Raw genomic sequence first — 21,404 nt, forward strand, 5'->3', positions numbered from 1 at the left:
ATATAAATAAGTGTAGTTGTAAAAACCTTTACTAAGGTTTTTTAATTATTTACTTGGTGTGGCTTTATTTTCAGCTGATTGCAAGCATCTTTTAATAATATTTTCAAAACCTTCGTTGTCTAAAACATTTTGACCCTCAACAGTAGATCCATTAGGTACGCACACTTGTTCAACCATTTCTCTTAATTCCACTTGTGAATTTGCACCATTTTTAATACTTCCAATTATTGCTGTTTCAACTATTCTAAAGGCTTGGTCTTTTTCAAAACCTTTTTCTATTGCATAGTCTGTAATTGCTTTAAAAAATGTAAATACATAAGATGGTAAACATCCAGATATAGCTGTTAGTGTTCCAAATTTATCTTCATCAATTATTTCTACAATTCCACACGATTCAAACATATCTACTACAAATTTTAATTTATCTTTGTTTGCATTATTATGTGCTAAAGCTGTAACTGATTGATTTAATGAGGCATTCATATTTGGCATCATCCTTATTATTGTAAGGTCCTTTTGATTTTTAAAGTTAGATTCTAATCTTTTAATATCAACTGCATTTGCCATTGAAACAATTGTTTTTCCCTTAAGATCTAGTTTGTCTAAACTTTCACACAAACCATCAACCGCATCAGGTCTTGTTCCTATTACAATCACTTCAATTCCTTTTGTTTCAATCTCATCTAACGAATCTAAAGCATTCATTTTATCAAGGGAGTTAACAACTTTGTCTTGTAGTTCTTTAAATGCATCATGACCAAAAATATTGTCCTTAAAATTTTCATTAGACAAGATTCCTTTAACCAAAGAAGAGCCCATATGTCCTAATCCTATAAATAATATATTTTTCATAATTTGCCTCCACTAATATTATAAAACTTTTTAATTAGGATAAAGGTTAGAATGAAAAAAAACGCCTGAAAGGCGTTTTTATATATCGGTAAATTAGTTATTAAACTAATTCGATGATACACATTGGTGCATTATCACCACGACGGTTATCCAATTTAAGAATTCTTGTATAACCACCTTCTCTTGTTTTAAATCTTTTTGCGATTGTTGTAAACAATTTTTGTAATGCAGTTTCTTTTTCAGAAGCATCAATATGACGTAATCAAGCAGCAGCTTGTCTACGTGCATGTAGATCCCCTCTTTTACCAAGTGTAACCATTTTGTCAAAGTGTTGTCTTAATTCTTTAGCTCTTGTTTCAGTGATTTCTAATCTTTCTGAAATAATTAGCTCAGTAGTTAAGTTTCTCATTAACGCAACTCTTCAAGCAGTGTTTTTACCTCTTTTTTGAATGTATGACATATAACTACACCTCTTTCTAATCTTGTTTGAAAGTTAGTCCTAATTGAACAACTTTATCTTTAATTTCTTTTAATGATTTTCTACCCAAGTTTCTAATTTCTTGAATATCATCTTCTGTGCGTGATACTAAGTCGCGTAATGAATTGATGTTTGCTCTTTTTAGACAATTTAAACTTCTTTGTGTGAAATCTAAATCTTCGATTAAACGATCTAATTCTTTTTCGTCTTCTTCGTTTGTTGCACCAATAACATTTAAGTCATTAATTTCTTCGTTTAAGTTTACAAAGAATTGTAAGTGCTCAACTAAGATTTTTGCAGCTGTTGCTACTGCATCACTAGCTGTTACTGTTCCATCAGTTTCAACTTCTAAAATTAATTTTTCTAAGTCTACTGATTTTCCAATTTTAGTTGCATCTACATTGTAAGCAACTTTAACGATTGGAGAATAATTTGAATCAATTGTAATTGCATCTGCAACTAATTTTTCTTTTTTGTTATCTTTGAATGATCTATAACCTCTTGAGTTTTTTGCAAATAAAGTTAAATCTAAAACTCCACCATCTGATATTGTACAAATGTGTAATTCTGGATTCATAACTTCAACTCCTGTAGGTAAAACGATGTCTGCTGCAGTAATTGCTCCAGCTCTTGTTGAATTAATTTTTAATTCAACCACTTCGTCATCTTCGAAAATTTTTGAATCGATTCTTAGAGCTAAACTTTTTAAGTTTAAAATTATTCTACTTACATTTTCAACAATACCATTTATTGAAGTAAATTCATGTGCTGCTCCTACAATTTTAATTGCATAAACTGCTGCTCCTGGTGTTGATGATAGTAATGTTCTTCTGATAGCATTACCAAGTGTTGTACCAAATCCTCTTTCAAGTGGTTCAACTTTAAATTCCCCATAACTTCTGTTTTTTTCTTCTTTTAATAAATTAAATTCTGGTCTTGAAAATTGTTTCATTTAACTTATTAACCTCTTGGGCGTTTTCTAGGACGCACTCCGTTGTGGGGGATTGGTGTTGTATCTCTAATTGATGTTATTTCTAAACCGATACCTTGTAAACTTCTTACAGCGGCATCTCTTCCTGGACCTGGACCTTTTACCTCTACTGAGATAGTTTTAACTCCATTATCCATCGCTCCTTTTCCTGCAGCTTCTGCAATCATTTGAGCAGCGTAAGGTGTTGATTTCTTACTTCCTTTAAAACCCATTGCTCCAGCACTTGATCAAGATATTACGTTACCTTTTTCATCTGAAACAGTCACGATAGTGTTATTGAATGTTGAGTGAATGTGAGCTATACCTTTAGCAATATTCTTTTTAACTTTTTTCTTGTTATTGTTTTGTTTATTATTTGCCATAGTCTATACCTCTCTAACTATTTTTTCTTGTTAGCTACAGTTTTTCTAGGACCTTTTCTTGTACGTGCATTTGTCTTAGTTGACTGTCCACGAACAGTAAGTCCTTTTCTGTGTCTCATTCCTCTGTAACATCCAATTTCCATTAAACGTTTGATGTTTAATGCTGTTTCTCTTCTTAAATCCCCTTCAGTTTTTACTTTTGAGATTTCTTGAGAGATTGATTTGATATTATCTTCTGATAAATCTTTAACTCTTGTATCTTCGCTTACTTTTGTAGCCTCAAGGATTTTTTGTGAAGTTGATAAACCAATACCATAAATATAAGTTAGAGCAATAACTACTCTTTTTTCATTAGGTATTTCTACCCCATTTATACGAGCCATTATTAATTTCCTTTCTAAAAGATTAACTAATTTTTTGTTTAATAATATTTATTATTAATAATTAACCTTGACGTTGTTTATGTTTTGGTTGTTCACAAATAATCATTACACGGCCTTTACGTCTAATTACACGACACTTGTCGCAAATTTTTTTGACAGATGATCTTACTTTCATCTTTTCTAACCTCCTGATTTTGTGTACTTAATTTATATTTATTTTATTTTATTTTAATTACTTATTTACCATTTTTAAAACGGTATGTAATTCTTCCACGCGTTGGATCATATGGTGAAATTGCAACAGTGACTTTATCACCTGGTAAGATGCGAATGTAATTCATTCGGATTTTACCAGACACGTGGGCGTCTATTACTATTTCATTTTCTAATTTCACCTTAAAAGTAGCATTGGGTAGTACCTCTAAAACGGTACCATCCACTTCTAAATAATCTTCTTTTGCCATTATTCTGTTTCCTCCTTGGGTTTAAATAAAGTTAATACCTCTGGATCTCCATCAGTGACCAAAATAGTATGTTCAAAGTGGGCAGTCATGCTACCATCTTTTGATGACACTGTTCAATCATCATCAGCAACAACAGTTTTATTTGTTCCTATTTGAACCATTGGTTCAATACAAATAGCCATTCCTGGAACTAATCTCATTCCAGTATTTTCTATTCCTACATTAGGAACAAAAGGATCTTCATGCATTTCCAATCCAATACCGTGTCCTGAATAATCTGTTGGCAAGTGATAACCGTTTTCTTCTATAAATTTTTGAACAGTAGAAGAAATGGTTCCGATGCGCACACCGGCTCTAACCTGATCAATTGCCAAGTATAGTGACTTTTCAGTCAACTCTAATAGTGTATCATACTTTTTGTCCTTTGAGTTACCACAAATTACACTTATTGCTGAATCTGCATGGTATTTTTCAAATACACATCCAGCATCTATTGATACAATATCGCCATCTTGCAGAACTCTATCTCTAGGTATTCCATGAATCAATTGTTCATTGATTGATATACAAATGTGAGCAGGAAATCCACCATAACCTTTAAAGTTACTTGTACATCCTTTACTTGTTATAAAGTCAATGAAAAATTTATCTAATTCTAGACAATTTGTTCCTGGTTTTACAAGTTTTCTTAATTCATGTAAAGCTTCGCCAAGAACTTGTCCAGCATATCTCATTTTCTCAATTTGTTGAGCATTTTTAATTGTAATTGCCATTAAATTAGGCACCCATCACTTCTACAACTCTATTGTATAGTTCTTCAGGTGTACAATTCCCAGCTTCAACTTTAAGAATTTTGTCATTATAAAATTTAATTAAAGGTGCTGTTTGACTGTGATATGCTTCTAATCTAGTTTTTATTTTATCTTCTTGATCATCTGGTCTTGTGAATAATTCTCCACCATCAAAATCACAAACCCCTTCATTTAAAGGTTTTCTGTTAACTTTGTGATAACTTCTTTTGCAAACTTTACAAATAAGTCTTCCTGTTAATCTTCCTAATAAAACACTTTCATCTATATCAAGATAAATAACTTTATCTATTTGATCGTTTAGTTTTTCTAACATATTATCCAAAGCTAAAGCTTGATCATCGGTTCTTGGGAAACCATCAAAGATTAAGTCCTGAGCCTTTTCTTTTAAATAGTTTTCAACCATTGAGTTTGTAACTGAATCTGGAACTAGATTTCCTTCATTCATGTATTTTTGAGCTTCTAATCCTAATTGAGTTTTGTTTGATATGTTTTCCCTAAATAAGTCTCCAGTAGATAGTTGAGTAAATCCATTTTTCTCACAAAGAAACTCTGAAAGAGTTCCTTTTCCACTACCTGGTGCTCCAAGTAATATTAAATTCATAATTTATTTTTCTCCTTGTTATCAAATGTGTGAATTGTATGATGTTTCATCTTCTTTAAATTTATCTTGTTTTTTGTCTAAGAATGATTGTTGTATTAATCTTCCTTTTAATTGCTGAACTGTTTGAATTGAAACTGAAATAACAATAATCAGACCAGTACCCCCAATTGCCAAGTGAGATGGCAATGAAGTTATTTTAGTAATTACATAAGGTAATACAGCTATCCCTGCAAGGAATAGAGCTCCCAATACACTTAATCTATTAATTACACCAGATAAGAACTTCTCAGTTTCTTTTCCGGGTTTAATTCCAGGAATAAATGTACCTGATTTTTTAAAGTTCTCAGTTATTTTTTCTGGATTAATTTGAACTTGGGCGTATAGGAATGTAAATAGAATAGTTAAAACTCCGTAAATACCTATTCCTCATCAAGTACCAAATGATAAATAATTTTGTGTGAATAAGTAGAAACCATTTGTAGAATTTTGATCTCCACCAGCTACAATTTGTGCAACTGTCATTGGTGTTGAGATAATTGCTGATGCAAATATAACCGGTATAACTCCTGCGTTATTTAATTTTAGCGGCAAGTAAGGTGTGTGATCTTTTGTATCTACAAGTCCAGAACCTGTTTGTTGAATTGGGATTTTTCTTTCAGCTTCATTCATAAGAACAACCACAAATATTACTAATAAGAATGAAATAATATATATTAAGAATTTTAGTAATCCATCAAATAATATTGTTGATTCACCATTAGTTTCAACTCAAAATTTAAAAGTATTTATAAAGTTTGTTGGCATTTGTGAAACTATACCAGTAAAGATAATTATAGAAACACCATTTCCTATACCTTTAATTGTTATTTGGTCTGATATTCATAACATCAAGAATGTTCCGCCAAGCATTACCAATGGTACTAATACAAAGTAGAATCAAGCAGGTCCTGTTCCAGTTTCATTTGAACCTCACTTTGGAATAATTAAATTTTGACTAGTAAGTGTAAATATTGTAGCTACAGATTGCATTAATGCAAATGGTATAGCCAATACTTTTGTTAGTCTATCAAGTTTTCTTCTTCCTCTTTCCCCTGATTTACTTCATCTAGTTAAAACAGGAACAACATCTGTTGAAAGTAATTGAACAATAATTGATGCTGTAATATAAGGCGAAACTCCCAACGCAAGAATTGAAAATTGTCCAATAGAACCCCCTCCAAGAGTGGATAGGAGTTGGAAAAAGTCTTGTCCAGCAATACCTTCTCTGAAATTTTCATCTATTTCAATACCAGGGACAGTCAATAGTGTTCCTGCTCTAATTACAAGTAGTACTATTAAAGTAAAAACGATTCGTTTTACAAGGTCCTTGTTTCTTATAAAGAAACCACCTTTCGCGAATTCGTTTTTATATTTAGTTGATTTAGCTTTTTTAGTTTTTTTAACTTTAGCAGCCACCTAAATCACCTCTACAGTACCCCCAGCAGCTTTGATTAATTCTTCAGCGCTTTTTGATACTTTATTTAACTTCACATTTATTGCTTTAGTAATTTTACCATTACCTAACACTTTAACTAAAGTTTTTTCATTTTTAATAATCTTTTTATCCATTAAAGTTTTGTGATTTACATCTGTTAACCCTAATGTTTCTAATTTATCTAAGTTGATTAATACAAATTCTTTTCTATTTAAACTTGTAAATCCAATTTTAGGTAATCTTCTGAATAAAGGAGTTTGTCCCCCTTCAAATCCAGGTCTTACCCCTCCACCAGAACGTGAATTTTGACCTTTGTGTCCTCTAGTTGATGTTTTACCTTTACCAGAAGCCATACCACGACCAACACGTGTTGCGTCTTTTTTGCTTCCTGGTGTAGATTTTAATTCATGTAATTTCATAAAATAATTACTCCTTCTTAAGCTGTAGCAGCTTCTTTAGTTTCTTTTTTAACTTCAACTTGAGTTCCACGTAATCTTGCTATTTGTTCTGGAGTTTGCATTTGTTGTAAACCTTCTAATGTAGCTCTGATCATGTTGATAGGTGTATTTGATCCTAATGATTTTGTATAGATATCTGAAATTCCAGCTAATTCGACAACAGCACGAACTGGACCACCAGCAATAACCCCTGTACCCTTACGAGCAGGTTTAATCATAACTTTACCAGCACCATAGTGCCCCATCACATCATGAGGAACTGTAGTTCCAGCCAAAGGAACTCTAATTAAAGATTTTCTTGCTTCTTTAATAGCTTTCTTAATAGCGTCTGGTACTTCGTTTGCTTTACCTGTTCCTAATCCAACTCTACCTTTTTTATCACCAATTACTACAACTGCTGCAAATCTGAATCTACGTCCACCTTTTGTAACTTTTGTAACACGGTTAATAGTAACAACTCTTTCTTCATAAGGGTTGTCTTCTCTGTTTCTGTTGAATTTTGGATCTCTTCTTTGTCCATTAGGTCTATTGTTGTTGTTTGGTCTTGTATTTGTTCTGTCTTGGTTGTTTGCTTCAACTTTTGAATCTGCTTTTGGAGCTGATTCAGCGTTAACAACTTTTGTTTCTTCTGCCATTTTTTCCTATCTCCTTCTTAGAATTTCATACCATTTTCTTTTGCAGATTCTGCAAAAGCTTTTACTTTACCATGGAATAAATATCCACCTCTATCAAATACTACATCAGTGATTTTTTTACTTTTTGCTTTTTCAGCAATATCTTTACCTACAGCTTTAGCTGCATCGATATTACGTCCGTTTTTTAATCCCATTTTGATTGAAGATGATGATACTAATGTAACACCAGTTACGTCATCAATTATTTGAGCATAGAAGTATGAGTTTGATTTAAATACATTTAATCTTGGTCTAGCACTTGTTCCAGACACTTTATTTCTAACTCTATAGTGTCTTCTTTTTCTTGCTTCTGCTTTAGTGTATTTCATATTTACTTCTCCTTAGCAACAGCCTACTTACCAGCTGCTTTACCTTCTTTTCTAATGATTTTCTCATCTTTGTATTTAACCCCTTTACCTTTATAAGGTTCAGGTCTTCTGTATGCTCTAATATTTGCCGCTACTTCTCCAACTAATTGTTTATCAATTCCTGATATCTTAATTTCAGTTGGTTTTGGGATTTCTACAGTAATTCCTTTTGGAACTTCGTATTCCACTGGGTGTGAAAACCCTAGTGATAGGTTGATTTTGTTACCTGCTAATGCAGCTCTGTAACCAACCCCAACAATTTCAAGTTCTTTAACAAAACCATCACTAACCCCAGTTAACATACCTTGAATTAATGAGTTTGTTGTTCCATGTAATTGTTTTGTGTGTTTATTTTCATTTTGTCTTAAAGTTTTTAGTTCTGCACCTTCAACTTTGATTTCGATTAATGGACTAAAAGCTTGAGTTAATTCACCTTTTGATCCTTTTATAGTTACAACGTTATTTGCTTCAACTTTTACTTCTACCCCAGCAGGAATTGCTAATATTCTGTTTCCTATACGTGACATATATTAATTCCTCCTATTATCAAACAAATGCCAGAACTTCTCCACCGATGTTTTGGTGACGAGCTTCTTTATCTGTCATGATTCCGTTTGAAGTTGAAACGATTGCAATACCTAACCCATTTAATACTTGAGGTAAGTCGTGAGAATTTGAGTAAACTCTTAATCCTGGTTTTGAAATTCTTTTTAATCCTTTAATAACTCTAATTTTCCCTTTGTATTTTAAGCTTATAGTAATGTCTTTCTTAAAGTCATCTGCAACTTTGAAGTCTTCGATGAAACCTTCTTTTTTAAGAATGTTTGCTATTTCTAATTTTACTTTGCTTCCTGGAATTAGAACTTCTTTGTGATAACGTTGGTTAGCATTTCTAATTCTAGTAAGCATATCTGCGATTACATCTGTTGTCATAATTTCTTTTTCCTTTCACTATCATGAAGCTTTCTTAATACCAGGGATTTGTCCTTTGTATGCTAGATCTCTGAAGCATACACGACATAGATTAAATTTTCTCAAAACTGAATGAGGTCTACCACAATTTCCACAACGTGTGTATTCTCTAACTTTGAATTTTTGGACTTTTGCTTGTTTTACTTTTAGTGATTTTTTTGCCATTTTATCCTATTCTCCTCAATTACTTAACGAAAGGCATTCCTATTTTTTGTAGTAATGCAAATGATTCGTCCTTGTTAGTTGCTGTTGTAACGATTGTTATGTCCATCCCACGAACTTTTTTTACTTTATCATAATCAATTTCTGGGAAGATAATTTGTTCTTTAATACCCATTGTGTAGTTTCCTTGTTTATCAAAACTAGTTTTAGGTACCCCTCTAAAGTCACGCACACGTGGTAACGCAACTGATATTAATTTGTCTAAGAATTCATACATTCTTTTACCTCTTAAAGTAACTTTTGCTCCAATTGGCATACCTTCACGCAATTTGAACACAGCTAAAGATTTTTTAGCTTTAGTTACTAGAGGTTTTTGACCTGTGATTTGTTGTAATTCAAGAACTGCATCGTCTAATTTCTTAGTATCGTGTACAGCTTCTCCAATTCCCATGTTGATAACTACTTTTGTGATTTTTGGAACTTGCATGATTGATTTATATTGCTTTTCTTTAAATAATTCTGGGATGATTTTATCTTTATATTGTTTTTCTAATCTATTAATATTTGCTTTTGCCATACTAACTTATCCCTTTCCTATTTAACTTCTGTTCCAGATTTTTTAGCAATTCTAACTTTTTTTCCATCTGCAATTTTGTATCCAACTCTTGTAGCGTTATCTTTCGCTTTTGGATCAACAAGTGAAACGTTTGAAGCATCGATTGATGCAGGAATTTCTCTAATTCCACCTTCTTGATCAGTTTGTGAAGGTTTTGCATGTTTAATTGCTACGATTCCTTCAACGTAAACTCTTTTTTTATCTTTTGATAATTTAACTACTGGTCCAACTTTACCTTTGTGACTTCCGGCGATAACTTTTACAACATCTCCTCTTAAGATTTTTGATTTATTCATAAAAGCTTCCCTTCCTATAACACTTCAGGAGCTAGAGATGCTATTTTAGCAAATCCAGCGTCCTTTACTTCACGTGCGATTGGACCAAAGATACGAGTACCTCTTGGTGATTTATCATCTTTGATGATTACTGCTGCGTTTTCTGAAAACTTAATGTATGTTCCATCAGCTCTTCTTAAACCTCTAACAGTTCTAACAATAACAGCTTTAATAACCTGTCCTTTTTTAACAGCTCCACCAGGTGATGCTGATTTAACAGTTGCAACAACAATATCTCCAATGTTTGTGAACTTTCTAACACTTCCACCTAAATTACGTATAACTAAAATTTCTTTAGCACCTGAGTTATCAGCGACTTTTAATCTTGATTCATTTTGTATCATTCTGTTGTACCTCTGAAATTAGATAATTGCTTTTTCAACAACTCTAACAAGTCTAAAGTTTTTAGTTTTACTCATTGGGCGAGTTTCCATAATTTCAACTCTGTCTCCCATTTGAGCTTGTGAATTTTCATCGTGTGCTTTGTATTTTTTTGAATACTTAACACGTTTTTTGTAAATTGGGTGGTTTTTGTATGTTTCAACTAAAACAGTGATAGTTTTATCCATTTTGTCTGAAACTACTCTACCAGTGTAAGTTTTTCTTAAATTTCTTTCCATGGTTATTTAGCTCCTTTTGTTGTTGTAGATTTTGCTGCTTTTTTTTCTGCTAGTTTTTTGTTAGCTTCTTCGATTTGTTTTTTAGCTTCTTCAGCGTTTGATCCGAATGTATATGTTTTAGCATCTTTTGGTTTCCCAGTAAGTTTTAAATCAATACCTTCGATATCTTCACCTTTAGCTACACCAACTTTCATAGGTTTTACTTCAACACCTTTAAGTGCTTCTTTTCCTTTTCCGGTTGCTTTTGCTTCACCAGCCTCTACTGCTTTCACAGTAGTTTTTGGTGCTGCAGGTTTTTTAACTTCAGCAGTAGTTTTACCTGCTGCTTTAGGAGCAGCTTTTGGTGCTGCTTCTGCTTTAGGAGCAGCTTCTTTTTTAGGAGCTGCTGCTTTAGTTGTAGTTGATTTAGCTGCTGCTTTTGGTGCTGCTGCTTTTTCTTCTACTTTTGCTTCAGCTTTTGGTGCTGCTGCTTTAGTTGTAGTTGCTTTAGGAGCAGCTTCTTTTTTAGGAGCAGCTTCTAATTCTACAGGAGCTTCAGTTGATTCTGAAGTTGCATTTTGCATTGCTGCCATAATTGCATCTTCTGAAACACCTGTGTCTGCTCCGAATTGTTCTTGTTGAAGTTTTTCAATCATTTCTTTGTGTTTTTGACGAACTTCTTTTCCAGCTTTTTCAGCTTCTGAAACAGCTTTTGAGTAATCTGCTTTAATAGTTTTATTAACATCTTCTCCAGCTTTTTTTCTTTCACTCAATAACATTTCAATTCTTGCTATGTCTTTTTTAAGTGAAGGAATTCTGTGAGTTTGTTCTAAACTACCTACTGCAGCTTGGAATTTTAGTGCGAATAATTCAGCACGACGATCTTCACCAAGTTTGATTAAATCTTCAACTGATTTTGTTCTTAATTCCATCATGAAGTCAACTGCTTTAGACATTATTCATCACCTCTCTTAACGATTTTACAACGCACAGGTAATTTGTGCATTGCTAGACGTAAGGCTTCACGAGCAACTTCTTCTGAAACTCCGCCAATTTCAAACATAAATTGACCAGTTTTAACTACTGCCACTCATTCTTCAGGAGATCCTTTACCTGAACCCATACGTACTTCTAATGGTTTTTTAGTTTTAGCCATGTGAGGGAATATTCTAATTCAAACTTTTCCAAAACGTTTCATATAACGTGTCATAGCAATACGAGCTGCCTCAATTTGTCTTGAAGTAATTCAAGCACCATCTAAAGACATTAATCCGTATTCACCAAACGCTATAAATTTTCCACCTTTTGCTTTTCCTTCATAACTCACTCTGTGAGGACGACGGAATTTAACTCTTTTGGGCATTAACATAACTATTTAACCTCCCTTGGTGTTCTTTGTTGAGGTTTTTTATCCTCAATAACTTTTGAATTGTTTTGATTTTGTTTTCCAATAATTTCCCCGTGGTTAATTCAAACTTTAACCCCGATTTGTCCATATGTAGTTCTTGCTTCATATAGAGCATAATCGATATCACTTCTTAAAGTTGATAATGGCACTGAACCTTCTAGGTATCCTTCAGTACGAGCCATCTCAACTCCTCCAAGTCTTCCAGAAACTGAAGTTTTAATCCCTTTAGCTCCTGCTTTTAATGCTTTTCTAATTGCTAATTTTTGTACAGTTCTAAATGATGCACGGTTTGTAATTTGTTCACCGATAAATGTTGCAACTAATTTTGCATCAACATCTGGGTTTTTAATTTCTATTACTTTGACTTTTACATCAGCTTTTCTGTCTTTGATTGTTTTTCTTACTGTTAAAACGATATTTTCAACATTTTTACCTTCTTGTCCAAGAACGATTGCTGGACGAGCAGAACGAATTACTAGAGTGATTTCTTTTTTAGTTCTTTCGATTTCAACTTTTGAAATTGCTGCGTTTCTTAATTGTTTTTCAACAGCTTTTCTAATTTTGATATCTTGGTGTAATCACTTAACATATTCACCTTTTTCAGCGTATCAACGGTTATCTCAACCTCTAATAACACCTATACGTAAAACGTTTGGAGATACTTTTTGTCCCATACTCTATAATTCCTTCCTATCTTTCGTCGCTAACCACGATTGTAATGTGGCTAGTTCTTTTTAAAATTTCATATGCTCTACCATGAGCTCTTGGTCTAAAACGTTTTAATGTTGGTCCTTCGTTAACGAAGATTGTTTTAACAAATAATTGGTCAGCTTCCATACCGTTGTTGTTAACGGCATTTGCTACAGCTGAGTTTAATAATTTTAATACTGGTTCTGAAGATCTTTTGTCTTGGTTTTGAAGAATTGCTACAGCTTCTGATATTTTTTTTGTTCTGATAGAGTCGGCTACTAGTCTAACTTTTCTAGGTGATATTCTAATCATTGTTAATTTTGCTTTTGCTTCCATATTTTGAAACTCCTATTTCCTAATGATTATTTTTTCTTTTTCTTGTCATCACCGTGTCCACCAAACTTACGTGTTGGTGAAAATTCTCCTAATTTGTGACCTACCATATCTTCTGTAACATAAACTGGGATAAATTCTTTTCCGTTGTAAACTCCAAATGTGTGACCAACGAAACTTGGAAAGATTGTTGAACGACGTGATCAAGTTTTAATTGTTTCTTTTTTTTCACCTAATGCTTCTACTTTTTTAATTAAGTAGTCATCAGCAAAAGGTCCTTTTTTTAATGATCTAGACATTTATTCAAATCCTCCTATTTGTTATCGTTTCTTCTTCTTACTATTAATTTAGTAGAAGCTTTCTTTTTATCACGTGTTTTAACACCAAGAGCTTTTTTACCTCATGGTGTTAATGGAGCTTTACGCCCGATTGGAGCACGACCTTCTCCCCCTCCGTGAGGGTGATCGATTGGGTTCATAACTGACCCACGAACTGTTGGTCTAATTCCTCTTCAACGGTTTCTTCCAGCTTTTCCTCAGTTTACTAAGTTGTATTCTTCATTTCCTACTTCACCTATTGTTGCATAACATTCGGCAAGCACTTTTCTAACTTCTCCTGAACCTAAACGTAAAGTGATGTATTTTCCATCTTCATCTTTACCTAAGATTTGTACTGAACTTCCTGCACTACGTGCGATTTGTCCACCTTTTCCTGGTCTTAATTCAACGTTGTGAATTAATGTTCCTTCAGGAATGTTTTTCATTGGTGCTGCATTACCAATTTTGATATCTGCATTTTCACCAGCAATAATTTCTTGTCCTACTTGCATACCTTTTGCAAATAAGATGTATCTTTTTTCTCCATCGATATAGTTAACTAAACAGATAAATGAGTTTCTGTTTGGGTCATATTCGATAGTTGCAATTTTTCCGGCAATATCTAATTTATTACGTTTGAAATCAATGATACGATATTTTCTTTTGTGTCCTCCACCTTTATGGCGAGTAGTTATTTGACCGTGATTATTTCTTCCAGCCTTTTCATTTAGTTTTGAAACCAATGAACCTTCAGGCTTTGAAGTTGTAAGGATACTATAATCTAAGCTGGTCATGTTTCTACGACCATTGGTCGTAGGCTTATATTTTTTGATTGGCATAATATATCCTCCTGTTTTCGCCTAATCTTGTTTCTTTCTTAGTGATTAATTTCTTAATTCTATAAGTCTGATAAGATATCTAATGTTTCTCCATCTTTCAATACGATGATGGCTTTTTTGAAACCTGCTGTTTTACCAACAAATTTTCCCATTCTTTTATCTTTTCCATCATAGTTCATAGTTCTAACATCCTTAACTTTGACTTGGAAAATTTCTTCGAATGTTTTTTTAATTAATGTTTTGTTTGCTTTTTTATCAACAACAAATGTGTACGCACCATTTTGTTGACCTAAGTAAGTCTTTTCAGTTAACAAAGGTTTTTTAATAACTTGTGTTAAATGCATTATGCATACACCTCCTCGATTTTGTTTACAGTATCTTCAGTAACAACTAATTTAGTTGCATTTAATAAATCAAAGATGTTCATTTTTTGGAAGTCTAATGTTTTAACTCCTGGAATGTTTCCTGCTGATTTAACAACTAATTCTTCGTGTTCTTTAGTTACTATTAATGTTTTTTGATCTTCAACTTTAATGTTTTTCATAATTGCTAACATTTCTTTTGTTGAAGGTTTTGAGAATGCAAATTTGTCTAATACAACTAAGTTTGCTTCTTTTGCTTTAATACTTAAAGCACTTCTGATAGCTAATTGTCTAACTTTTTTATTAACCGCTTTTTTGTAGTTAATGTTTGGTGTAGGACCAAAAGTTACTCCCCCACCTCTTCATTGTGGAGCTCTAATAGAACCTTGACGGGCACGTCCTGTACCTTTTTGTCTTCAAGGTTTTCTACCTCCACCACGAACTTCAGCTCTAGTTTTTGTTTTTCTTGTTCCTTGTCTTAATGCAGCTTGTTGTGAAACAACTGTATCAAAGATTGCTTGTTGATGAGGTTCAATACCTCAAACTTTATCGTTTAATGTAATTTCTTTAAGAGATGTTCCCTTAACATCTAAAACTTGTGCTTTCATGTTAAATTGTATCCTCCTAATTATTCAGCTGCAGGAGCTGTTTCTTCTACCACTGGAGCTGGAGTTGGTTCAACTACAGCTTTAGTAGCAGTGTTTCTTGATAACAATGAAACTGCTTCTTGCGCTTTTCTACCTTTAACGTTTTGTTTAATTACAACAAAGCCTTTTCTTGGACCAGGAACTGATCCTTTAACTAAAACTAAATTTCTTTCAGTATCGATTTTTATTACTTCTAAGTTTTGGATTGTCACTTGTTCATGTCCCATGTGACCTGCCATTTTTTTAGATTTGAAGATTCTGTTGATAATTGCTCCCATTGATCCAATACCTCTGTGGTATCCTGACCCGTGACCCATAGGTCCTCTTGAGTAATTATGTCTTTTGATTGCTCCTGCAAATCCTTTACCTTTTGATATACCTGTAACGTCCACAAATTCACCAGCGTTGAATACGTCGGCTGCATTAAATGATGCACCTATTTCGTATCCTTCCATATCTCTGATTTCTTTTACGAAGCGCTTAGGTTCTGAGTTAACTTTTTTAAATTGACCCATATCTGGTTTATTTAATAAGTTAGCTCTTTTATTGATTGTTCCCAATTTTAGTGCTTGGTATCCATCTTTTTCAACTGATTTTACTTGTAAAACTGTATTTGGTTCTACTGCAATAACAGTAACTGGAATTAATTTACCGTTTTCACTAAAGATTTGAGTCATCTCTAACTTACGTCCTAAGATTCCTTTCATGATATTTCCTCCTGTATTTTTTTATGTTGTTCATGTATATCTTGATTGTTTACTATAATTTAATTTCGATGTTAACACCAGTAGGCAATTGAACTCTTGTTAATGAGTCCATTGTTTTAGGTGTTGGTTCAACTATCTCAAGTATTCTTTTATGTGTTCTCATTTCGAACTGCTCTCTACTATCTTTGTATTTATGAGTAGCTCTTAATATTGTAATAATTTGTTTTTCTGTTGGTAATGGAATAGGTCCACGAACTTTAGCTCCAGTTGACTCAGCTGCTTCAATAATTTTAGCAATTGATTGGTCAACAATAGCGTGATCGTAACCTTTAAGTTTGATTTTAATTTTTTGTTGAGCCATTTGGTCCTCCTTCAACATTGACAACCCTTTTCAGTGTGTTGTCTTAATGAACACAAGATGTACATGCCTTTCAATTATCACACAACGATATTTAAAAAGCAAGGAAATAAATAAAAAAATCAACTTTTTAGTCGATTTAGTTATTTATAATTATTTCATCAATGAAACGGGTGATTCTTTTCTTATTTTATAAGTTGTAATTAATATAGAAGTTATATAACTGGTTACAACCATTATAGTTGAAGCTAATAATGCTCATCAACTTAATCCCAAAGGAATTGAACCAACATTATTTTTAATGAATATTCCAGATACAGTCACTAGTACTGCACTACCTGAAATTCCTAATATCATAGCAATTCCAGCAAGTATTGTTAATGTTCCAAATGAATATTTGATAACTTTTCAGTTTGAATATCCAAGAGATTTCATAACAACCATAAATTTTCTATATTGATTTACATATAAATCTGTAATTATTATCATCGATAAAGTTGCTGTAATAACAATAACAACAATAAATGCTAGAGCTATTGTTAATACTAGATTTGCAATTTGATTTATTAATGCCTTTTGTTCGGAAAGGAACTCAACATTTTTCATTTCTAAAGTATCGTAGTATTGACTTCCACCACTAAGGGTATATTCTCCAGTTCTAACAGATTTAGAAAATGATGCTTGACTAGTTAGGAAGTAAGGCTCTTTTGATTGAGACATAATTCCACTAAACCAGCTATTTGGTTTATAAGTTTTTTGCTCATCATTACCTCAAATTTGATCTTCTATTGATCTTCGATTTTCATCTACCAAATCCTTAGGACTATTTCAATTATATGTATCTATTTTCTTATCCCCCACCATATAACTTCCAGCTTTTTCATATTCATAAACATAGTTATAAGGTGTGTATTTACTTGTTGAATAACCATGAACCAAATTAGTAAGTCCTTGATCTGCTAAAATAATGTTGCTCCCATAAACATCAACAGTAGAAACAGGAACTAAATTTATATCAGAAATTGCAAACTTCATGTCAATATCTCTATCGATAAATCCAGGTTTTGATTCTAATAAATTTTGTCTTAGGAAAGAGTTGTTTCAAGAAAGTAAGTTACCTAACTCAGAGCCAACTTCCGCTTCTTCTGGTTTATATGTTTCATCATAAGTCAATGAATAAGGTCTTATTCAAATATAATCACCATCATATTTAGAATTCATAGCTCTATTTCAATCTTCTTTTATTTTTTGAGGGACTTTGTTTGAACCAACCACACCATGTCAACCCTGTTTTCCCCCTTTTTCAGACCCTTTTGATAGTGCCGTTAAGTCTTTTTCGTATTTTGATGGTATAAACATTAATAAGTTATCATATCCATAGTAAGGTCTAATTACACCAGTACCAGAAGAAATATCAGCAAAAGCCATAGCCATATCTGACAATTCTATAACATTTTTTGTTCCTTGTAATGTCATATCCTTTTCACCTAAATAATTATATGTATTTGCAAATGTAAACTTAGAAGTATCTAAACTTGAAGGATCCAAATAATTTTCAATACTTCATTCTTTCGTTTTGCTTGTAGAATTCTTTGAATTAATGATTGCTCAATCATTATCATCATAAACTCAAGCACTATTAGGTATATCAACACCATCACTTGACATAACAAATCTTTTAGCTTTGAAACTACCAATAGGTATTGAGTTTCCTTTTGACTTATTTAATACAAACTTTGCTTGGTCATTCATAGTTACTGGTATATTCAAAGTTCCAGTTCCTTTAGAATAAAGTTTGAAACCACCATCAGTCACTATATCTTCTGCGATTTCCTCCCCGTTTAATAGAAGGCTTAAATCTTTTATATTTTTGTCGCTTAAAAACATTTTTTTAGCATCTGATTTTAAGTTGTATGCCTTTTGATTGGATTGAATTCCAGTCAATAGCATATCTTTTGCTTCGGTCGTGAATTCTGTATTTGTATAGAAATCATCTTCTCCTGGTACATAATTAGAAAATGTTCAACCGAAAGTATATTGATTATATCTGTTTTCACTTTTGCTCAAGAAACTCTTCACATAACTAGGTGTTTGACTTAATATAGCAGCCATTATAGCTTCTTTTCATCCATCACTCTCTTCACTGCTTATTTCACCAGGGAAAATTGCACTTAATATTGGGGGCAACCCCTTAGAAAGAACAGCTGATAAATCATCAACTTTTGATATTCTATCTTGAGCGGTTTTGTTGCTATTATCATGTATCACATATTCCAATATTCTTTGAATATCTGCCATACTAATTGCTCTACCCAAAGTTTGAGGAATATTATTACCAAAAATATAACCTATCATTTTTAATAATGAATCACTTGATAATTTATCTAATGCTCAGTCAAATTGTTTAGTATCTTTATTATAGAAGAACTTTGGAATTATTGAATAATCGTTAATTCCTGTTACATCAGTTACCGATGTGCTCATATAATTAGTTTCTCCAAAGCTTCCAGTAACATTATTTAAGAATTGATCATAATAATCGACTCCATTTCAAGCTGATAAACTTGTTTTAGATAAAGGAGAGTTACCTATTGGTTCTAAATTTTCAATTTTGTTAGCATATTTAACATTTTTATAATATGAGGTAACAGCAGTATTAACCATTCCAGGAATAGACATTGATGATGTTATTAATAAAGAGGAAATTAAAATTGTAAATGTAGATATTAGAGTTGGTTTCATACCACTTATTGCCAACTCTATACTAAATTTAGTTGTAAATTTAGTATTTTTAGTCATTTTAAGTTTAAGATTATCAATTCATTGAATTCTCTTTACAGTCTCTTTTTTATTTATAATTTCTAAAACTGGTCTATTTATTAATAAAATTGCAGTTATATAAGAAACTATTATTGTAAATCCACCGAACAGCAACATTAAAGCTCCCAGTGATCAACCATTAAATCTAGCTTGATTGTATGCCCCGCCAGTATAAGAAAGGAAAAGTCTACAAAATGATTCTTGAGCATATCCTCCAATAAACCAAGATAAAGGAACTACAAACAATAACAATATTAGCCCGTATGAAATATATGAAAAAGCTATTTGACTATTTTTAGTACCCAAAGCCTTCATAATACCTATTTCTCCAGCATTAAATTGAATAGTTTTTTTAATAGCTATTAACATTGTTGTTAAACAAATTGCCAAAATAACTATACAAACCACATATGAAACAGAAGAAAAAGTTTTTAAAACCATTGGAGTTAGTTCTCAATTCATAGATAAAGCACTACCCTTATAACTTGTAAAATCTTTATTTACTTGAGAAATATTTCCATTACCATTAAGTGTAATATTTTTTAAATCCTCTTTTATATTATCTGTTTTATCAAAATTTAATGAGTTAAAAAGGCTTATATTTTTTTCAACAGCATTTTTGTCATTAACAGTTAAAAACCTGTAAACATTTGTTGTTGTTACCTTCGCCTCATTTGTTGTAAGTATTTTTTCAACAATATTTCTATTAACATAAACAATTGCACCCTTTTTGTTATTGGGGAAAGGAACTGTTAAATCAGCTATTGGAAAGTTTGTATAAGGGTCCGCCGCAAAACCAGATACAGTTAAATTCGCATCACCTATTTTTATGTTTGAGCCTATTTTTATACCGTTTGCCTTTGCATATTGAGGGTTTAGTAATACTTCATTTCTTGTTCTAGGCTTATTACCTTCATAAACAGTCATGTTTCCTTCTGTTCATTCGTCCATAAGTATCATTCTGTAATGTTTTTCTGAAGAGTTATCTGAGTAAATAGATTCAATTCTTGAATAAACATTTACACTTGAAGCAATTCCAAGTAATTTTTGTCTTATAAAGTATGTAGATGCTATATCTGCATTTTCTCAATTATATTGATCTTTTTTAATAAATCCCTTTTTATCTTTTAGTTCATTTTCTAAAAATCTTCCTGTATCAATTATCTTTAATCCATCTGCAGGAACTATTTTTCCATTAGATTCAAAATGAGCTAATTGACCATTTGCGCCAGTTTCATAAAAGCTTTTATCTTTTTCGGGAGACGCACCAAATAATCATTTATAAAGAGTTTTTGCATTCTTGTTATCTGGGTTTGATTCATTTAGTTGGCTCTTAATTTCGAAATTAGTTTTTACAGCTTCTTGTCCTTGTTCAAAACTTTCTGCAATTGCATTTTCCATATGATATTGAACATAATCATGAATCATTTTATTTATTTGTATAACTATTGAAAGAAAAGCCAAATCCATATAGGTATTTAACTCTCTATCAAAGTCAGACAATCCATCATAATTAAAGTTATCTACTTTAATATTTTTTTCCGAAATTTGATTATTTTTAACCATTATTCCAAACATAGAATTTTGACCAGATATATCTTTAATACTTTCAACAAAACTCTTTTTTAATTCTGATATTGTGTATAGAGAAAATTCAGAAATTTGTTTTGCCAAATAAGATTGAGATTCATCAGTATAAATTTTTAAGGGGGGTAGATTTCTTTCAAAACCTTCACTATCTTCTTCTAAAAATTGACTTCAATAGTTAGTTTTATTTTTATTAGATCCTTTAGAATCCATTCCATAAGCATTAAAATATCTAGCTTCCTCACCAGAACCAATTTCGATTTTATAATCAAATCAAGACTTGTTGTAATCTTCTTTATTTATAAGTTTTGTAAATTCATTTTTGAAATCTTCAGACTCAAAAACGTTTGTTATAAATGTTTTATTTTCTGGATCAGAGGCACTTGAAACATTTACATTATAAGTTAATGTTCCGTCACTACTTTCAATATATTCGTTAGATATAAAATCCATTATAGGTACCATTGTTTTGGAATTTAGTGCATTTGATGTTTCTAAAGATTTTTCATCATAAAAGTCAAACTTATCTACTTTTTCCATAGTTCTATTGTATTCACTGGTCATTCTGTCATTTATTGAATTTGTAACACTCAAAATAAGTGATGCAAAAAAACCTAAAATAACTATTAATGTAAATTGCGTTTTATATCTAAATACACCTTTAATTCCTTGTTTTATCAACAAGAAAAAATTACTTTTTTTCATTTTTTTCCTTCTCTTTTCTAATTATTTATT

At 31.9% G+C, this 21,404-nt stretch carries 30 protein-coding genes and 1 pseudogene; all 31 read right to left on the minus strand.

What is annotated here, in order from left to right:
* Nucleotides 1-45: 45 nt before the first annotated feature.
* Complete coding sequence (locus SMONO_RS03765; RefSeq protein ID WP_101781013.1) at nt 46-852, minus strand: pyrroline-5-carboxylate reductase family protein; 807 nt, start codon at nt 850-852, stop codon at nt 46-48.
* A 100-nt stretch (nt 853-952) separates the two neighbouring features.
* The gene (rplQ, locus tag SMONO_RS03770; RefSeq protein WP_101781014.1) at nt 953-1,312 is read right to left on the minus strand and encodes a 50S ribosomal protein L17; all 360 of its coding nucleotides are present in this window, start codon (nt 1,310-1,312) and stop codon (nt 953-955) included.
* Between the two features lie 16 nt (nt 1,313-1,328).
* The gene (locus tag SMONO_RS03775) at nt 1,329-2,282 is read right to left on the minus strand and encodes a DNA-directed RNA polymerase subunit alpha (protein ID WP_101781015.1); all 954 of its coding nucleotides are present in this window, start codon (nt 2,280-2,282) and stop codon (nt 1,329-1,331) included.
* An 8-nt stretch (nt 2,283-2,290) separates the two neighbouring features.
* Nucleotides 2,291-2,683 carry a 30S ribosomal protein S11 gene (gene rpsK, locus SMONO_RS03780; RefSeq protein ID WP_101781016.1) on the minus strand — a complete coding sequence of 131 codons (393 nt, stop codon included), beginning with the start codon at nt 2,681-2,683 and terminating at the stop codon, nt 2,291-2,293.
* Between the two features lie 17 nt (nt 2,684-2,700).
* A complete protein-coding gene (rpsM, locus tag SMONO_RS03785; protein WP_100917025.1) occupies nt 2,701-3,066 on the minus strand; it encodes a 30S ribosomal protein S13 in 366 nt (121 codons plus the stop codon).
* A 61-nt stretch (nt 3,067-3,127) separates the two neighbouring features.
* Complete coding sequence (gene rpmJ, locus SMONO_RS03790; RefSeq protein ID WP_020834730.1) at nt 3,128-3,241, minus strand: 50S ribosomal protein L36; 114 nt, start codon at nt 3,239-3,241, stop codon at nt 3,128-3,130.
* Nucleotides 3,242-3,302: 61 nt separating this feature from the next.
* A complete protein-coding gene (gene infA, locus SMONO_RS03795) occupies nt 3,303-3,530 on the minus strand; it encodes a translation initiation factor IF-1 (RefSeq protein ID WP_053946570.1) in 228 nt (75 codons plus the stop codon).
* Entirely contained in the window at nt 3,530-4,303 is a 774-nt protein-coding gene (gene map / locus SMONO_RS03800; protein ID WP_101781017.1) for a type I methionyl aminopeptidase, read from the minus strand. Before map ends, infA begins: the two co-directional genes overlap by 1 nt.
* A gap of 4 nt (nt 4,304-4,307) precedes the next feature.
* Nucleotides 4,308-4,943, minus strand: a complete 636-nt coding sequence (locus tag SMONO_RS03805; RefSeq protein ID WP_101781018.1) for an adenylate kinase — start codon at nt 4,941-4,943, stop codon at nt 4,308-4,310.
* Nucleotides 4,944-4,961: 18 nt separating this feature from the next.
* Entirely contained in the window at nt 4,962-6,398 is a 1,437-nt protein-coding gene (gene secY, locus SMONO_RS03810) for a preprotein translocase subunit SecY (protein WP_101781019.1), read from the minus strand.
* Nucleotides 6,399-6,836 carry a 50S ribosomal protein L15 gene (rplO, locus tag SMONO_RS03815; RefSeq protein WP_101781020.1) on the minus strand — a complete coding sequence of 146 codons (438 nt, stop codon included), beginning with the start codon at nt 6,834-6,836 and terminating at the stop codon, nt 6,399-6,401.
* A 17-nt stretch (nt 6,837-6,853) separates the two neighbouring features.
* Entirely contained in the window at nt 6,854-7,510 is a 657-nt protein-coding gene (rpsE, locus tag SMONO_RS03820) for a 30S ribosomal protein S5 (protein WP_101781021.1), read from the minus strand.
* Between the two features lie 17 nt (nt 7,511-7,527).
* Nucleotides 7,528-7,878 (minus strand): 50S ribosomal protein L18, encoded by a 351-nt coding sequence (gene rplR, locus SMONO_RS03825; RefSeq protein ID WP_101781022.1) that lies wholly within the window; start codon nt 7,876-7,878, stop codon nt 7,528-7,530.
* 23 nt (nt 7,879-7,901) lie between these two features.
* On the minus strand, nt 7,902-8,444 hold the full coding sequence (rplF, locus tag SMONO_RS03830) for a 50S ribosomal protein L6 (protein WP_101781023.1): 543 nt from the start codon (nt 8,442-8,444) through the stop codon (nt 7,902-7,904).
* A 16-nt stretch (nt 8,445-8,460) separates the two neighbouring features.
* Nucleotides 8,461-8,850, minus strand: coding sequence for a 30S ribosomal protein S8 (rpsH, locus tag SMONO_RS03835; protein WP_101781024.1), 390 nt, complete (start codon nt 8,848-8,850; stop codon nt 8,461-8,463).
* 18 nt (nt 8,851-8,868) lie between these two features.
* Nucleotides 8,869-9,054, minus strand: coding sequence for a type Z 30S ribosomal protein S14 (locus tag SMONO_RS03840; protein ID WP_020834740.1), 186 nt, complete (start codon nt 9,052-9,054; stop codon nt 8,869-8,871).
* A gap of 19 nt (nt 9,055-9,073) precedes the next feature.
* Nucleotides 9,074-9,613 (minus strand): 50S ribosomal protein L5, encoded by a 540-nt coding sequence (gene rplE, locus SMONO_RS03845; RefSeq protein ID WP_169918219.1) that lies wholly within the window; start codon nt 9,611-9,613, stop codon nt 9,074-9,076.
* Nucleotides 9,614-9,645: 32 nt separating this feature from the next.
* A complete protein-coding gene (rplX, locus tag SMONO_RS03850) occupies nt 9,646-9,963 on the minus strand; it encodes a 50S ribosomal protein L24 (RefSeq protein WP_101781026.1) in 318 nt (105 codons plus the stop codon).
* Between the two features lie 14 nt (nt 9,964-9,977).
* The gene (rplN, locus tag SMONO_RS03855; RefSeq protein WP_101781027.1) at nt 9,978-10,346 is read right to left on the minus strand and encodes a 50S ribosomal protein L14; all 369 of its coding nucleotides are present in this window, start codon (nt 10,344-10,346) and stop codon (nt 9,978-9,980) included.
* 18 nt (nt 10,347-10,364) lie between these two features.
* Complete coding sequence (rpsQ, locus tag SMONO_RS03860; protein ID WP_101781028.1) at nt 10,365-10,622, minus strand: 30S ribosomal protein S17; 258 nt, start codon at nt 10,620-10,622, stop codon at nt 10,365-10,367.
* A 533-nt stretch (nt 10,623-11,155) separates the two neighbouring features.
* A pseudogene (gene rpmC, locus SMONO_RS04395) lies at nt 11,156-11,536 on the minus strand (50S ribosomal protein L29); the annotation flags it as partial.
* 20 nt (nt 11,537-11,556) lie between these two features.
* Nucleotides 11,557-11,970 carry a 50S ribosomal protein L16 gene (rplP, locus tag SMONO_RS03870; protein WP_100917037.1) on the minus strand — a complete coding sequence of 138 codons (414 nt, stop codon included), beginning with the start codon at nt 11,968-11,970 and terminating at the stop codon, nt 11,557-11,559.
* A gap of 2 nt (nt 11,971-11,972) precedes the next feature.
* Nucleotides 11,973-12,683 (minus strand): 30S ribosomal protein S3, encoded by a 711-nt coding sequence (gene rpsC, locus SMONO_RS03875; RefSeq protein ID WP_101781030.1) that lies wholly within the window; start codon nt 12,681-12,683, stop codon nt 11,973-11,975.
* A 16-nt stretch (nt 12,684-12,699) separates the two neighbouring features.
* Nucleotides 12,700-13,035 carry a 50S ribosomal protein L22 gene (gene rplV, locus SMONO_RS03880; RefSeq protein ID WP_101781031.1) on the minus strand — a complete coding sequence of 112 codons (336 nt, stop codon included), beginning with the start codon at nt 13,033-13,035 and terminating at the stop codon, nt 12,700-12,702.
* Nucleotides 13,036-13,061: 26 nt separating this feature from the next.
* Nucleotides 13,062-13,331, minus strand: coding sequence for a 30S ribosomal protein S19 (rpsS, locus tag SMONO_RS03885; RefSeq protein ID WP_020836709.1), 270 nt, complete (start codon nt 13,329-13,331; stop codon nt 13,062-13,064).
* A 14-nt stretch (nt 13,332-13,345) separates the two neighbouring features.
* Nucleotides 13,346-14,188: a 50S ribosomal protein L2 gene (gene rplB / locus SMONO_RS03890; protein WP_101781032.1), complete on the minus strand. Its 843-nt coding sequence runs from the start codon at nt 14,186-14,188 to the stop codon at nt 13,346-13,348.
* Nucleotides 14,189-14,247: 59 nt separating this feature from the next.
* Entirely contained in the window at nt 14,248-14,532 is a 285-nt protein-coding gene (gene rplW, locus SMONO_RS03895; protein ID WP_101781033.1) for a 50S ribosomal protein L23, read from the minus strand.
* On the minus strand, nt 14,532-15,158 hold the full coding sequence (gene rplD, locus SMONO_RS03900) for a 50S ribosomal protein L4 (protein WP_101781034.1): 627 nt from the start codon (nt 15,156-15,158) through the stop codon (nt 14,532-14,534). Before rplD ends, rplW begins: the two co-directional genes overlap by 1 nt.
* 20 nt (nt 15,159-15,178) lie before the next feature.
* A complete protein-coding gene (gene rplC / locus SMONO_RS03905) occupies nt 15,179-15,904 on the minus strand; it encodes a 50S ribosomal protein L3 (RefSeq protein ID WP_101781035.1) in 726 nt (241 codons plus the stop codon).
* Between the two features lie 52 nt (nt 15,905-15,956).
* Complete coding sequence (rpsJ, locus tag SMONO_RS03910; RefSeq protein WP_020834754.1) at nt 15,957-16,265, minus strand: 30S ribosomal protein S10; 309 nt, start codon at nt 16,263-16,265, stop codon at nt 15,957-15,959.
* Between the two features lie 150 nt (nt 16,266-16,415).
* On the minus strand, nt 16,416-21,374 hold the full coding sequence (locus tag SMONO_RS03915; protein ID WP_101781036.1) for an ABC transporter permease: 4,959 nt from the start codon (nt 21,372-21,374) through the stop codon (nt 16,416-16,418).
* Nucleotides 21,375-21,404: the final 30 nt, after the last annotated feature.

The sequence above is a fragment of the Spiroplasma monobiae MQ-1 genome, from assembly GCF_002865545.1.
Classification (GTDB): domain Bacteria; phylum Bacillota_I; class Bacilli_A; order Mycoplasmatales; family Mycoplasmataceae; genus Spiroplasma_A; species Spiroplasma_A monobiae.